Source organism: Clostridioides sp. LIBA-6822 (genome assembly GCF_056688955.1).
Window position 1 is genome coordinate 3,067,517 of the sequence record NZ_CP196995.1, and the last position, 15,442, is coordinate 3,082,958.

At 28.4% G+C, this 15,442-nt stretch carries 15 protein-coding genes and 1 other annotated feature; of the genes, 2 read left to right on the plus strand and 13 right to left on the minus strand.

Going from position 1 to position 15,442, the window contains the following annotated elements:
• Positions 1-83: 83 nt before the first annotated feature.
• The 10 genes from ACTG48_RS14880 to ACTG48_RS14925 all read right to left on the minus strand — a co-directional run bounded on the left by ACTG48_RS14880 (position 84) and on the right by ACTG48_RS14925 (position 10,575).
• Entirely contained in the window at positions 84-1,031 is a 948-nt protein-coding gene (locus ACTG48_RS14880; protein ID WP_044213762.1) for an RluA family pseudouridine synthase, read from the minus strand.
• Complete coding sequence (lspA, locus tag ACTG48_RS14885) at positions 1,000-1,446, minus strand: signal peptidase II (RefSeq protein WP_021385553.1); 447 nt, start codon at positions 1,444-1,446, stop codon at positions 1,000-1,002. Before lspA ends, ACTG48_RS14880 begins: the two co-directional genes overlap by 32 nt.
• A 158-nt stretch (positions 1,447-1,604) precedes the next feature.
• A complete protein-coding gene (locus ACTG48_RS14890) occupies positions 1,605-2,375 on the minus strand; it encodes a polysaccharide deacetylase family protein (RefSeq protein ID WP_479917256.1) in 771 nt (256 codons plus the stop codon).
• 48 nt (positions 2,376-2,423) lie between these two features.
• A complete protein-coding gene (locus ACTG48_RS14895; RefSeq protein ID WP_479917257.1) occupies positions 2,424-2,906 on the minus strand; it encodes a TraR/DksA C4-type zinc finger protein in 483 nt (160 codons plus the stop codon).
• 176 nt (positions 2,907-3,082) lie between these two features.
• Positions 3,083-4,504 (minus strand): carbon starvation CstA family protein, encoded by a 1,422-nt coding sequence (locus ACTG48_RS14900; protein ID WP_021385467.1) that lies wholly within the window; start codon positions 4,502-4,504, stop codon positions 3,083-3,085.
• 146 nt (positions 4,505-4,650) lie between these two features.
• Positions 4,651-5,421, minus strand: a complete 771-nt coding sequence (locus tag ACTG48_RS14905) for a LytR/AlgR family response regulator transcription factor (protein ID WP_021385375.1) — start codon at positions 5,419-5,421, stop codon at positions 4,651-4,653.
• 4 nt (positions 5,422-5,425) lie between these two features.
• On the minus strand, positions 5,426-6,628 hold the full coding sequence (locus ACTG48_RS14910; RefSeq protein WP_479917258.1) for a sensor histidine kinase: 1,203 nt from the start codon (positions 6,626-6,628) through the stop codon (positions 5,426-5,428).
• A 446-nt stretch (positions 6,629-7,074) separates the two neighbouring features.
• Positions 7,075-8,076, minus strand: a complete 1,002-nt coding sequence (gene trpS / locus ACTG48_RS14915) for a tryptophan--tRNA ligase (protein ID WP_479917259.1) — start codon at positions 8,074-8,076, stop codon at positions 7,075-7,077.
• A 23-nt stretch (positions 8,077-8,099) separates the two neighbouring features.
• Positions 8,100-8,798 carry a 5'-methylthioadenosine/adenosylhomocysteine nucleosidase gene (locus tag ACTG48_RS14920; protein ID WP_479917260.1) on the minus strand — a complete coding sequence of 233 codons (699 nt, stop codon included), beginning with the start codon at positions 8,796-8,798 and terminating at the stop codon, positions 8,100-8,102.
• A 42-nt stretch (positions 8,799-8,840) separates the two neighbouring features.
• Positions 8,841-9,081: a binding site (T-box leader), on the minus strand.
• Between the two features lie 90 nt (positions 9,082-9,171).
• Positions 9,172-10,575, minus strand: a complete 1,404-nt coding sequence (locus ACTG48_RS14925) for an APC family permease (RefSeq protein WP_479917261.1) — start codon at positions 10,573-10,575, stop codon at positions 9,172-9,174.
• A gap of 496 nt (positions 10,576-11,071) precedes the next feature.
• Here ACTG48_RS14925 and ACTG48_RS14930 point away from each other — a divergent pair, with 496 nt between their 5' ends.
• Positions 11,072-12,148 (plus strand): M24 family metallopeptidase, encoded by a 1,077-nt coding sequence (locus ACTG48_RS14930; RefSeq protein ID WP_479917262.1) that lies wholly within the window; start codon positions 11,072-11,074, stop codon positions 12,146-12,148.
• Between the two features lie 87 nt (positions 12,149-12,235).
• Here ACTG48_RS14930 and ACTG48_RS14935 read toward each other — a convergent pair whose 3' ends face one another.
• Positions 12,236-13,078, minus strand: a complete 843-nt coding sequence (locus ACTG48_RS14935) for a DegV family protein (RefSeq protein ID WP_021385542.1) — start codon at positions 13,076-13,078, stop codon at positions 12,236-12,238.
• A 184-nt stretch (positions 13,079-13,262) separates the two neighbouring features.
• Between ACTG48_RS14935 and ACTG48_RS14940 the strand changes: the two genes are divergently transcribed.
• Positions 13,263-13,835: a TetR/AcrR family transcriptional regulator gene (locus ACTG48_RS14940; RefSeq protein WP_021385499.1), complete on the plus strand. Its 573-nt coding sequence runs from the start codon at positions 13,263-13,265 to the stop codon at positions 13,833-13,835.
• A gap of 161 nt (positions 13,836-13,996) precedes the next feature.
• Here the strand turns inward: ACTG48_RS14940 and ACTG48_RS14945 are convergent, their stop codons facing one another.
• Both ACTG48_RS14945 and ACTG48_RS14950 read right to left on the minus strand, forming a co-directional pair.
• Positions 13,997-14,251: a hypothetical protein gene (locus tag ACTG48_RS14945; RefSeq protein WP_479917263.1), complete on the minus strand. Its 255-nt coding sequence runs from the start codon at positions 14,249-14,251 to the stop codon at positions 13,997-13,999.
• Positions 14,252-14,362: 111 nt separating this feature from the next.
• On the minus strand, positions 14,363-15,235 hold the full coding sequence (locus tag ACTG48_RS14950; protein ID WP_479917264.1) for a YitT family protein: 873 nt from the start codon (positions 15,233-15,235) through the stop codon (positions 14,363-14,365).
• Positions 15,236-15,442: the final 207 nt, after the last annotated feature.

Consider the following 15,442-nt stretch of genomic DNA (forward strand, 5'->3'; position numbering starts at 1 on the left):
AATATAAAATATTTTAGTTAAATTTCACTAAATTTATCACTTATACAAAACCAAACAAATGATTTACAGTATTGTGTAAATTCTTATTTAATTTTTCTAATAACGTCCTTAAAATACTCAGGTAATTCTGAATTAAATTCAATATACTCCTTTGTAGTGGGATGTATAAATCCCAACTTCTTAGCATGTAAGGTTTGTCCTTTTAGTTTAAATTTATTTTCTTTTGGACCATATACATTATCACCTAAAAGTGGATGATTTATAGACAAAGCATGAACTCTTATTTGATGAGTTCTACCAGTTTCAAGCCTAGCTCTCATATGAGTAAATTTATTAAATCTTTCTACCACTTCAAAATGAGTAGTTGCATTTCTGCCATCTTTTACTACAGCCATTTTTAACCTATCTTTAGGGTTTCTTCCTATAGGTTTATCTACAGTTATTTTATCTTCTTTAACTACACCATAACATATAAATTCATACTCCCTGGTTATAGTGTGTTCTTTTAACTGTTCTGCTAGAAAATTATGTGCATAATTATTCTTGGCTACCATAAGAAGACCAGAAGTATCTTTGTCTATCCTATGAACTATACCAGGTCTAATAATACCATTTATTGATGACAATTTATCTTTGCAATGGTATAGAATTCCATTTACTAATGTATTTTCATAGTTCCCAGGAGCAGGATGAACAACCATGTCCTGAGGTTTATTTATTATCAAAACATCATCGTCTTCATATACAATATCTATTGGAATATCTTGAGCTACAACTTCTAAAACTTTAGGTTCTGGTATCTCTATAACAATCTTATCTTCTTCTTTAACTAAATACTTAGCTTTTTCTACCTTATCATTAACTTTTACTTTACCATCTTTTATAATTTTTTGTATGTAGCTTCGTGACATATCACCTAATTGCTCTGCTAAGTAAACATCCAGCCTAACTTCTTCTTCCTCTTCAAGTACTAAAAACTCTTTTACTTCATCCATCAAATCACCTACTTTTACTTTCAAAAAATAAAACATATATACATAAAAATACAGTTCCTACAACTACAAATACATCAGCTATGTTGAACACATATTCCCATATAATCCTAAAATCAAAATAATCTACTACAAAACCTAGTCTAACTCTATCAACTAAATTTCCTAATGCACCTGATATTACTAGTATAATCCCCAACTTACCAAATATATGTACTTTTCTTGTATTAATATAGTATAATCCAAATACTGTTGCAAGCAATGCAACTATTATAAATATCCATTGGTTATTTTGCAATAATCCAAATGCTGCACCTCTATTTTCTACATAAGTTAAATGAAATACATTATTTATTATTGGTATTGTTGATACATCTACCAAATTATTTAATACCCATATTTTAGACAGTTGGTCTAACCCTATAAGTAAAATTATTATTAATACATATAGCAATTATTTTTCCCCCTATAAATTATTTAAAAATCAATTTTATTTGAAATTCACTATTACCATTATACAAAAAAAATACTCTAAAGAGCAACTCTCTTAAAATATTAATGATGCTTGTAAATTTAAAATACAAACATCATTAATACTTTAATAAATATTTTTTATTTTTGTACTTGCTCATTTTTATCTAAGTGTTCTATAAGTTCCGATATTGTTACAAATTTATATCCTTTTTCTTTTAATTTAGGTATCACTACTTCTAAAGCTTGTATAGTTTGTGACTTATCATTTCTTTTGTTGTTATAATCATGCAAAAGTATTATATTTCCATTTTGAACTTTTGTAAGAATAGTATTTATAATGCTACCCACTCCAGGATTAGACCAATCTCTAGGGTCTAAGTTGGACCAAAGAATTATATTCATACGTTTAGAAACTATAATATCACACACGCTCTTACTCATAGCTCTATATGGAGGTCTAAATACTTTTGGCTCTACTCCAATTACACTTTTTACAGCATTCTGTGTATCTGTTATTTCTTTTTCTACCTTATCATAACTATTCTTTGCAACATTTATATGTGTAAATGTATGATTTCCTATCTCATGTCCCTCATCATACTGTCTTTTTAACAATTCCTTATTGTATTCTACCTTTTCTCCAACTACGAAAAAAGTTGCCTTTACATCATTTTTCTTCAGTATGTCAAGCACTTGTGGTGTAAAAACCTCATCTGGCCCATCATCAAAAGTAAGAGCTATGACCTTTTCATTATCGTTTCCTTTTTTGATTATCACATCTTCATAATCACTTATTTTACTGTCACTCAAACTATAAGTTTCTTTTAAGTTATCTTGATTATGATTATATGTATACACACCTACTAGTGATAATAAACATATACATATACCCCATACTACCTTTTTCATGTCATTACCTCTTTTCCAATTCATTTAAACAACATGTGATGTCAGTTTTTAATCTTTCAATAATTCATTTTTATTTAAATCAGTCAAGTCTGTTAAATATTCTGAATAAAAATTAGTATTTTCAACATCAGGATTTTCACTTGCATCTCCTAATAAATCATTTTCTTTATTTGCACAATTGTTACATAAATTTGTATCAGGTAATATATCCAATCTTTCTAAATCTATTTTATTATGACATAAATCACAAATCCCATATGTTCCATTTTCTATTTTAGATAACGCTAAATCTATTTGATACATTCTTCCCTCTTCATGATTTATTAGACTATTTTGCATATTTTGCATATATACATCTGTTCCCATATCTCCTATATGATTATCATAACTAGATAGTTCTCCTGATGAATACTTTTCACTTGTATGTTTAGTTGTATCTCCAAATAAAGTATTATCTTTCATATCTACTACTAGATTAGCTAATTTTTCTTTTTCTTTTAATAATCTATCTTTATATTTTTTAGTATCCATATTTAACACCTCTATTTTAATATTTATATCATAAAAATAGTATGTGGAAAACTAAATTAAACATACAATAAAAAATAAGATTCGATAAAAAAAATTGTAGGTAAATTTTAAATTCACCTACAATTTTTTGAATATAATTTAAATATAATTTTTTAATTTTTTATAGTAATTATTTTCTAACTTGCCAATTTATGGCTATTCTGTTCTTTGATATCTTTAGCTTTTTTAAAGAATAAAAGTCCAAGAATTATTGCAACAGCAACACCTATTCCATTAGATATATTAACTGGCAATCTAAAGCCTTCTTTTGCTTGCATTATATAACTAAATGTAACTACAGTCATAAAAAGTGCTGGTAATGTAGTTATATAATGATTTTTATTTGCTTTAACCAAATATGCAGAACCAGTCCACAACATTATCATAGCAAGTGTCTGATTTGCCCAAGAGAAATATCTCCAAATTATATTAAAATCTATAAATGTAAGAGCAACACCAACTGCAAACAATGGTAAAGCTATTAAAAATCTATTTTTTACTGCATCTTGATTATAATTCATTGCATCTGCTATTGTTAATCTAGCACTTCTAAATGCTGTATCTCCAGAAGTTATAGGACATGCCACAACTCCAAGTATAGCTAAAGCTCCTCCAATAGGTCCCATCAATCCAACAGATACTGTATTTACAACTGTTGCTGCTCCACCATCATTAAATATCACATTAAGTTGAGGTATACCATGGAAATATGACATGGCTGCTGCTGCCCAAACTAAAGCTATTATCCCTTCTGCAACCATTGACCCATAAAATACAGGTCTTGCTTCACTCTCTTTTTCAACACATCTTGCCATAAGAGGTGATTGTGTTGCATGGAAACCAGATATTGCTCCACATGCTATTGTTATAAATAAGTATGGAAATAAAGGTGTCCCATTTGGATTCATATTTTGTAAATTTATATTTGGTATATTATATCCTTTTATTATTAATCCTCCTGCTACTCCAACTGCCATAATTAACAAAGCAGCTCCAAATACAGGATATATTTTACCAATTAATTTGTCTATTGGTAAAACAGTAGCCATAATATAATAAAGGATTATCACTCCAACCCATATTTGTGTATTTACACCTGTTAATGTTTTTAATAATCCTGCTGGACCTGTTACAAACACAACTCCAACCAATACTAAAAGAATAACACTAAATATTCTCATTGCTATTTTTGCACCATTGCCTAAATAAAGACCTACCAACTCTGATGCAGATGTACCTTTGTTCTTCATTGATAAATATCCAGAAGCAAAATCATGTACTCCACCTGCAAAGATTGTTCCAAATACAATCCACAAAAATGCTGATGGTCCAAATAACGCTCCTTGTATAGCACCAAATATAGGTCCTAATCCTGCGATATTTAAAAATTGAATTAAAAAGATTCTCTTCCATTTCATTGGAACGTAATCTACTCCATCTCTACAAGCTATAGCTGGAGTTTGATTTTTATCATTGATTCCAAAAACCTTTTCTACAAAAGTACCATAGATAAAATACCCTGCTATAAGTACTACTATTGAACCTAAAAAACTTACCATAAATTCATCCCCTTAGTTTTTTATATAATTGCTCTATAAATTTTTATAAGTTTAAGAAAACTATTTCCAGTTCAAATGGTAATACTTTTTTATGCTAATATAAATGTTAATTACATTAAGTGCATATTTAAGTACATGAAATGACTTTATATATGCATTAATAACCTGAATTCTTTTACTTTACTTCTACTTACAGTTACTTCATAATCACTATTTTTTAATTTTAATATGTATGTATTATTAAACCATGGTATAATTTCTTTTACTTTGCTTAAATTTACGATATAAGACCTATGTGTTCTAAAAAATTTTTTATCATTTATCATAGTTTCTACTTCTGATATTCCTTCTTTTAATATAAACTTCTCTTCCTCTGTATATATAAATGTCTGCCTTTCATTAGCTTCACAATAATATATATCATCAATATCTATTACAACCAGTTTATCACCTTTCCAAAGGCTAATTTTATGTGTTATTTCTTCTATGTTTTGATTTATTATGTCTTTCTTGTCATTAGATAAATTACTACTGTCATTAGATAGTTCAACATCATTCATTTTACTTTTTTCTAACTTATTCAGCATTGAAATTATTCTCTCTTCAGAATATGGTTTAAGTACATAATCGAATACTCCCAAAGAAAAAGCATCGACTGCATAATTTTCATATGCAGTTATAAAAACAATCTTAGGTCTTGATTTAAATTGATTCAATGTTTTTGCAAGCAGCATCCCATCAAGATGAGGTATATTTATATCCAAAAAAATTACATCTATTTTATTTTCCTGAATAAAATTTAACACCTCTATACCATTAGTAAATTCACTTACTACCTCAATGCTACTTTTATTTTCAATAAAATATCTCAATTCCTTTCTTGCTGGAAACTCATCTTCCACTATTATAGCTCTCATTCTTCTACTCCTTTACATAAAATACTATCAAAGTCCCATTGTCAGTTCTTCTCATATTAAGCCCACTTCCATACATCAGTTTGAGCCTTAAATGTACATTGTAAAGCCCAATCTTATTTTCAGGCATATTATCTCGATATACATTATTTATGATTTCCTCACTTATGCCTATACCATTATCCTCAATTGATATCCTTACAGTATTTTCTAATGAATATGGTAACTTTTTTATAGATATTTTTACTGTGCCAGCCCTACCACTTTCTAAAATTCCATGTATTATTGCATTTTCCACCAATGGCTGTATAATCAAACTTGGAATCTTTATATTTACATCATCTATATCATAAGATACAGTTAGTAATTCTCCAAATCTAGCCTTTTCTATCTCTACAAAAGATTTAACCTGTTCAACCTCTTTATTTATATCTATCAAATTATCACTATATTCCAGATTATATCTTAGATAAGTTGATAAATTTATTATTAGCTCTCTTGCTTTATCTGGACTGAATCTTATAAATGATGCTATTGTGTTTAGGGAATTAAACAAAAAATGAGGATTAATCTGTCTTTGAAGTGCTTTTATTTCTGCTTTATTTCTTGCTTCTATATCTTTTTTATCCTTTTCAATCCCCTCAACTATGGATATAACAAATCCTATTCCAATCTGTCCAACAATTAAAGGCAAATATATTCCACCAATTATTTGAATCGCTAAAGAATGTGGGTGCGATATTAAATATATAAGTAGTATAGTAAAACTTTCAGAAACCATACCTACCAGTATGCCATATATTACTCTATGTTGTTTTGGTATCCTCTTATATAGAAATCCTGATAATACACCTGCTAGTATACTTGATAGAAGACATGGAACAGATGTTATACCTCCAATATCCATAAAGTATCTATGAATACCTGAAAGAAGCCCTGCTGTAATACCTACCATCGGTCCAAATAAAACGCCTCCTGATACTATAGATATTATTCTGGTATTCACTATTGACCCCATATAGTTTATACCATTATAAGTACCAAATATGGCTAAAAACGTAAAAACTAATGCTATACAGACTAAATCATTAAAGCTATACTCTTCTTTTTGAAATATTTGCTTAAACATTTTTAACTTTGTTATCAAAAGAAATAGTACTACAATAAGACTTGTTTTTTCTATTAATGCTATTAAAATTGATGTTTTCATATTTTCCCTCTTAAAAATAAATCTTTACATACTTTAAATTTATTATTTTTATTGTAAGTTAGATACACAAAAATAAATTCCATAGTTATTGTATCATATCATCTATATAGAAACATAAATTCATTTAATTGTATAAATTTAAAAAATGTTTTTTTGATATATTATTGACAATTTTCATTATAAGAGTTAAAATTAACTCATAAATTACATATTGGGTATAAAGTACATATTTAAAGTTAGTTCAGAAGGCTATGGTTTTCTGATTTTTTTATGCTCAGTAGTGATATGCAAAAAAGACAGAGTTAACGTTAGTTAACTTTTACCTTTATTCTACTTTCCCCAAAGTAAGAATAATCTAACCCCTTTGAGATGAGCAAAAGCTCATCTTTTTTTATGTAAAAATAAAGAGGATATTCATAAAATAATATCCTCTTTATAACATATAATTAATATCTTCTTTCTATAAAACCAACTTTTTTATAAACTTTTCTAAGAGTTTTTCTAGCTTGTTTTTCAGCTTTTTCTGCTCCCATACTATATATTTTTTCTAAATAATCTTTATTATTAAGAAGGTCAGTATATTTTTCTCTTATAGGTCTTAAAGATTCTGATACCACTTCAGCTACATCTTCTTTAAATACTCCATATCCTTTACCTTCATACATATTTACAATCTCTTCTACACTCTTTTTACTTAAATTAGAATATATATCAATTAGATTCTTAATACCAGGTTGTTCATCAGTATATTTCACAACACCTAAGGAATCAGTAACACTTCTTTTTATCTTTCTCTTTATAGAATCTGAATCATCAGCTAATAGTATAAATGCATTTTCATTTGAATCAGATTTACTCATTTTCTTAGTTGGCTCCTGTAAACTCATTACTCTTGCTCCACCTTTTGGATAGTATCCTTCTGGAACTACAAAAGTAGGCGAAAATCTATTATTAAATCTATTTGCTAGATCACGAGCTAATTCTAGATGTTGTTTTTGGTCATCTCCAACTGGAACCAAATCAGTTTGATACAACAATATATCAGCAGCCATAAGAACTGGATATGTGAATAAACCTGCATTTAGATTTGCTTCACTCTTTTGTGATTTATCCTTAAATTGAGTCATTCTACTTAATTCACCCATATAAGTCATAGTATTTAATACCCACATAAGTTCAACATGCTCTTTGACATGTGACTGTATAAATATAGTATTTTTTTCTGGGTCTAATCCACAAGCTATATATTGAGCAAGCAATTCTATGGCATTAGCTCTCAAAACTTTAGGGTCCTGAGGTACTGTTATTGCATGTAAATCGACTATACTATAATAGCAATCATAATTATCTTGAAGTTCAGTCCAGTTTTTTATAGCTCCTAAATAATTTCCTAAAGTCATTTTTCCTGATGGTTGTGCACCACTAAATATAACTTTTTTTTCACTCATTTTATTTGTACCTCCTTATATACTTATATTGATTTTAGCATGTTTAAAACTATATCCTTAGAATTATTGGCAGCATCATGCACAAATACATCATACGTAACATCAGCACTTCCATCTGCCTTATCAGACATTGCTCTTATTATTACAAATGGAGTATCATTTAAATAACATACATGAGCTATAGCTCCACCTTCCATTTCGCCACAATATCCACCAAAATCATTTACTAATTCATCTTTTAATTCTTTAGAATTTATAAATTTATCTCCTGTAACGACTCTTCCTTTCAGTACTTTGTGAGTCTTTACTTCTTCTACAGAAGATTTATAAGCAGCGTCTATAAGTCTTTCATCTGCTTTAAATACAGAAGTCTTCATTCTTGGTATAACTCCCTTAGGGTCTCCAAATGCTGTAGTATCTATATCATATTGTATAGCATCAGTAGATATTACTATGTCATTAACATCAAGATTTTCGTTCAAAGCTCCTGCAACACCTGTATTAACAATAGCATCAACTTTAAATTCACTTATTAGTATCTGTGTACAAAGAGCAGAATTAACTTTACCTATACCACATTTTACTAATACTACATTTTTTCCTTCTAATGTTCCTTGATGAAACTCTAAACTAGCTTTTTTTACAGTTTCTTTAATATCCATTAAATTAACTAAGATACTTACTTCTTCATCCATTGCACCTATAATTCCTATTACGTTCATTTTTCCTCCTAAATTTTCTATATTAAAAAATCCGTCCTAAATCAATAGGACGGATATATTTTCCGTGGTACCACCTAAATTTATATACACTCAAAGTTGAATATATATATCTCAATATATGCTGTAACGTGCACACACGATATCAGATACTCTATAGTTTTAAACTACATTTCACCTTACTCCTCAAAGACCCATTCAATAAACACTTTTTATTAAGTTCTCAGCACCCTTAATTCTCTGTACAAAAGTATATTTATTTACTATTTCTTATCACAGGATTCAATTTATTAATTTCTTTATTTTATAATATTCCTTACACTATAAATTGTCAACTATATATTATAATATCCAAAAGAAATTCTTAAAATACATTTTATTTAGCTGTTTTCTTTTCATATCTATTCCACAACCATATACCAGATAGTATAACTAGAAGCCCTCCACCAATCATCTCTATCTCATATATGATATTTTCAGCAAATGTAGGCATAACTGGTGCTGCAGATAACAATATACCAACTACAGTTACTGTTAAAACCATTTTCGCTAAACCTATACAAGTACTTGTTGATTTTGCCATAGTATAAGGTCTAATTTCATCTGGTCTCTCTTTTCTTAATTTAATATAAGAAGCATATAATAACACATATGGGAATAAAGCAGTTAATGCTGTCATAGTTACAAGAACATTATATATAGCGTCAACAGAAGGCATTAATGTCGTCACTAATAATATTATAGTAACTATTATTGCTTGAAGTATAACAGCTTTAGAAGGTATTTTATGTTCATTTACTTCTACTAAGCTATCTGGGAATACCCCTTTTTTGACACTACCAAATAACATTTTTATTGGTGATGCTATGTAAAGAACTATCGCTCCTAATATTGAAAAAGCTATACCAAAAGCTATTAATTGAACCAACCAAGACCCTATTCCTAAAGATTGACAAACAGCTGCAAGTGCATCTAGCACACCTTTAGAAGCAGTAATTTCGTCTGGTGGTATTATCATTGTTATTGCAATTGAACCTAATACATATAATGAAGCTACTATTCCAGCTGATATTAATATCGCCTTAGGGAAGTTCTTCTCAGGCTTATCTATCTCTGTTATAAAGTTAGCCGCAGTTTCTGCTCCTGCTAAACCAAACATTATAGCTGATATAGCAACAAACGCATCCATATTAACTTTTGGAGTCATTGAAGCTATTGTATATGTTGAAGCTATATCATGTTTTTTCAATACAAATACTGCTACAAATGAAAATATTATAAGTATCGCACTTGGTATTGTTGAACCTAATGCACCTGTGTTAGTAAATATCTTTGTAAAACTTATTCCTTTAGTTGCTATAAGAGATAATGCCCAGAATATTACTAAAGATAATATAAGTACAAACATCTTATTATCAGCAAGTGCTGGATTTCCTATTGTATAAGAAACATTTACTGCTAAGAAAGTTAAGAATGAAGAATACCAAAATATTTTAGCTGTCCAGTTTAACCAAGAAACTAAAAATCCATATTTTTCTCCAAAGGCTTCCTTAACCCAATCATATAAACCTCCATCGCCTTTTTGATATGTAGATGCTAACTCAGCACAAATTAAAGCTCCTGGTACGAAATATATAAATGAGAATAATAACCACATAGGTATTGCACCTAATCCTAAACCAAAGCTTGATGCTGTAGATTTAGCTATCCATCTTATACCATATAAAGCCGATACATTCATAAATACCAAACTCCATAGGCCTATTTTTTTCTTTTCCATCCTAATCTAAATTCTCCTCTCTATTAATTAGTTAAAATGTTGATTTCAAAATTGATAAAATAGATTCATTGTCATTAAATCAATTATTTTCAGAATTTTCAATTTATTAATGTCGTTTATTGATGAAATCTAAATACTTCGAAATCAAATTTTGTTAAAAATGATAAATTACAAAAGCTCTACCACTTTAATTCTAATCATACTAAATTTTTAAAATTGTTTCAATATTATTTTAATATAAAATTTTATTTATTATTTTTCATGATTATATAAAAAGCTTAAATACACAACTTTATGGATTGTATTCATCATTTATATAAATTTTTCACAATAAAAAATCATTTTACCTCTACATTTAATGTGAAAATGAGGATTAAATTTAATATAAAAAATATATAACAAATTTTTTTTATATTTCTAGAAGAAAAGTATACTCTTTTTTGTTTAATAATGCTAAAATTGATTTGTATTGAATTTTGATTAGGAGGAAATTATTATGAAGACTCAAAGATTAAATGCTGTACTTGAACAAATGAAAAAAGATGATATTTCTCAAATGTTGGTAAGTGACCCTACTTCGATATTTTATCTAACAGGAACACTAATCCATCCAGGTGAAAGATTATTAGCATTATATCTAAATTTAAATGGTAATAATAAATTATTTATAAATGAATTATTCCCAGTTGCAGAAGATTTAGGTGTTGAAATGGTTTGGTTTAATGATACTCAAAATCCAGTAGAAATAATAACTGAACATATAGACAAAAATGCTACTATGGGTGTTGATAAAAACTGGCCAGCTAGATTCTTATTAAACTTAATGGAATTAGGTGGAGGAAGTAAATTTGTAAATTCATCTTATATAATAGATACTTTAAGAATGTGTAAAGATGAAGAAGAAAAAGAATTAATGAGAATAGCTTCAAGATTGAATGACAAGAGTATGGAGCAACTTAAAGCTACTGTTTCTGGTGAACTTACAGAGAAACAACTTGTTGGTAAATTATCTAAAATATATGAAGATTTAGGTGCTGACGGATTCTCATTTGACCCTATTATAGGATTTGGATCTAATGGAGCTAATCCACATGGTGAACCTGGAAATGCACTTGTAAAACCAGGAGATGCAATAATATTAGATATAGGTTGTATAAAAGATAATTATTGTGCTGATATGACAAGAACTGTATTCTATAAAGAAATACCTGAAAAAGGTAGAGAAATATTTGAAATAGTTCTTGAGGCTAATAAGAGAGCTGAAGCTATTGTAAAACCAGGAGTTAGATTCTGTGATATAGATGCTGCTGCTCGTGATTACATAACTGAAAAAGGATATGGACAATACTTCACTCATAGAACTGGTCACTCTATAGGACTTGAAGTTCATGATAAGGGAGATGTATCTTCTATAAATACAGATGTTGTACAACCAGGAATGATATTCTCTATAGAGCCAGGTATATATTTACCAGGTGAGTTTGGAGTTAGAATAGAAGATTTAGTACTTGTTACTGAAGATGGTTGCGAGATATTAAATAAATATGATAAAGAAATATGTGTAGTTGGTTAATTATAAAATTAACTCAATAGAAATAAAATAAGCCATATAAAAATGCTTTTAAGCATTTTTATATGGCTTTAATTTTCAGCTCATGACTTATATAGCTGTTATTAAAATTGCACCTTTTGAAGTATATGTACCCATAACTGAGCCAACTTCACAGATTACAACATCTTTATATTTTACATCTTTTTCCATAACTTCCCTTACTTTTTGAGCCTTCTCAGGGCAGTTTGCATGTCCTATAAATAAAACCTTTTCTTCTCTATCTTTAATTTTAGACTCTACCAAATTAATTAGTTTTTTTAAGCTATTACCTTCACCTCTTGCCTTATCTATCGGAGTTACAATTCCATCTGCAACTTGTATTATTGCCTTAAAATTCAATGTATTTATAATTTTCCCTGCTATAGGGTTTATTCTACCTCCCTTAATAGCATTTTCTAAAGTCTCTAAAGTTCCAAAAAATGGAGGATTATCTTTATATTTATCTATTATTGAAACAATTTCTTCGATTTCTTTTCCTTCTTTTATTAATATTGCTGCCTTTAACACCAGTTGTCCTATTCCAATTGAGCCACTAAGCGAGTCTATAACCTCAACTTTCTTATTGTTCCCTTCCTTTTCAAACATATCTTTTGCTAAAAGTGCACTATTATAAGTACCAGATAGACCTGAACTTATATTAATGACCAAAACACTTTCTTCTTGGCAATGATATGCTTCTAAAAATTTATCAGGTGAAGGGCATGATGTTTTTGGTAGTACCTTACTTTCACTCATTTTTCTATAGAAAGTTTCGTTATCTATTTCCTTTCCAGATATATAACTTTCTTCTCCAAAAGATACATTTAAACCAACAACTTCAATGTTGTATTTTTCTATTATATCATTAGGTAAGTCACATGCACTGTCCACTATCAATTTTATTTTATCCATATTAACCTCACTATAAGATATTGTTTTTATTTATTCAGTCGGTCGTACGACCGATTTAATTATTATTTTATATTTTGAATGGAAAAAAGTCAATAGATATAGATTCTTGCTTTATTGACAATAAATATCCATAAGCTTATAATGTTATTAATTTGTTATAAATATACATAGAAAGGTAGGTTTTATGAAAACAAACAATATGAAACAGGCTATTTTATCATCTGCAACCAATTTAATAGCCAAAAATGGAGTTCAAAATACTAGTCTTGCTGATATTGCAAAAGATGTAAATATAAGTAAGGGTACTTTGTATTATCACTATGCATCTAAAAATGATATTATATATGATATTGCGGATACTCATTTAGAAGTTATAACAAGTGCTATATTAAACTGCGTAAAAAACGTCAAATCAAAAAATTCTCAAATAGAAATGGTTAACTTAATCTTAGAGAAAATATCTACTATAGAAAGTCGTGGTAGAGTACATATGTATCTTATTTGTGAAGCAATTACTTCAAATGATGATTTGAAAGAAAGAATGAGATTAAAATATATTGAATGGAGAACTACTCTTAAATCTGAAATTGTTGAGTCATTAGAAAAATACAGTAGTAGTGAAAATGAACAGGATGCTGAGTCATTTTCTTTCTTACTTATGTCTATAGTTGATGGTTTGGTTGTTCAAAGCCTATTAAAAACAGAAAAAATACCTTATGAAAATATAGCTTCTTTTTTAGTAAATCATTGGATTTAAATTTAATTCTTAATAATTAATAAAAGTGAACTATTAAAGTTTTTGAATTTAACAGTTCACTTTCTTATTTATTAACAATAATTTTTATTTAAAATATTTAATTTTTATTTAAACCTTCATGGAATCACAAAATAAAAATCTTTTACAAACTTTAAATATTTTTACTTATGCTCATGCGTATGTCCATGTGTGTGCGTATGCTCGTGACCATGTTCATGAGTTCCTGAAAAACCATCTTCATGATTGTGGTCATGACCCACACCATTTACATGCTCATGTTCATGCCCATGACTGTGAGAATGTTGATGTGAATGCTCATGGTTATCTCCTCCACAACATCCTTCTCCTCCAGTACCACAACATCCACTTGTATGTGGATTATGGTGATTTCTTACTACAAATCTCTCTCTTAACATATTATTATACCTCCTAGTATATTATTGAGTACTTCATGTACCCCATTAATTACAGTATACATCTAACTAGGTGTAATCACAATACATATGTCATTTTTTAACATTGATATTTTAAAGAAACTTATCTTTAAAACCCCCACCTTTTACTTCTTCTACATTATTAACAGAAATAAAAGCTTCACTATCCATGTCATAAATCAAATCCTTAAATTTACCTATTTCATTTGCAGATATTATACAATAAATCATCTTTTTCTTATTTTGTGTGTATGCTCCTTCTGCCTCTAAAAAAGTTACACCTCTTCCCATTTTATTCATTATTACTTTAGATATTTTATCATATTTATTAGATATTAGAAGTATAGATTTTTTTCTATCAAAGCAATCTTTTGCTATGTCCATTGTAAAAGAAATTATATACATAGCAATTAGAGTATACATTACCAACTTAGCTCCAAATAAAAACGCACCTGCACATACTACAAAGAAATTTATAAATAAAAATGTATTTTTCATAGGTATATCGTACTTTCTTTTCATTATAGCTGCTATTATGTCAAGTCCTCCAGCAGTAGCTCTTGCTTTAAAAGTCAACCCCATACCTATACCAGTTAAGGCACCACCATAAATACACTGTAGCATAGTATCATCTATTGGGAAATATTTAGCAATATCTTGTGTTAAACCAAGTGCAACAGAAAATAATAACATATTAACAAAACTTATTAACAAAAATTTATTATCAAAATACCTTTTAGCTATGATAAATATAGGTATATTCATCAAAAAACTGGATATCCCTTGATTTATACCAAATAGTTTATATAATATAACACAAATTCCAGCTACTCCTCCACTTAATAACTTGGCTGGTGCTAGATATAAATTTATTCCTAAGGTTGATAGAATCATCCCCAATATAATAAGACCATATTGCAAAAATATGTTATTATCAATACTTAGCTTTTTACTTTCACCATACATCAAAACGCACCCCTTTGCATAATAAATAAACCACCCTGCATTACACACAATAAATTTATAAATAAATTTATCAGAAGTAGTTTACTCTAAAATATTATTCATCCTCACTTAAACGTTTATTCACTAATATTCTATCATATGCTATAAATAATTTATATGATTTATACAGATTTATTTATTGTAAATTTTGGAATATTTCAACATTTT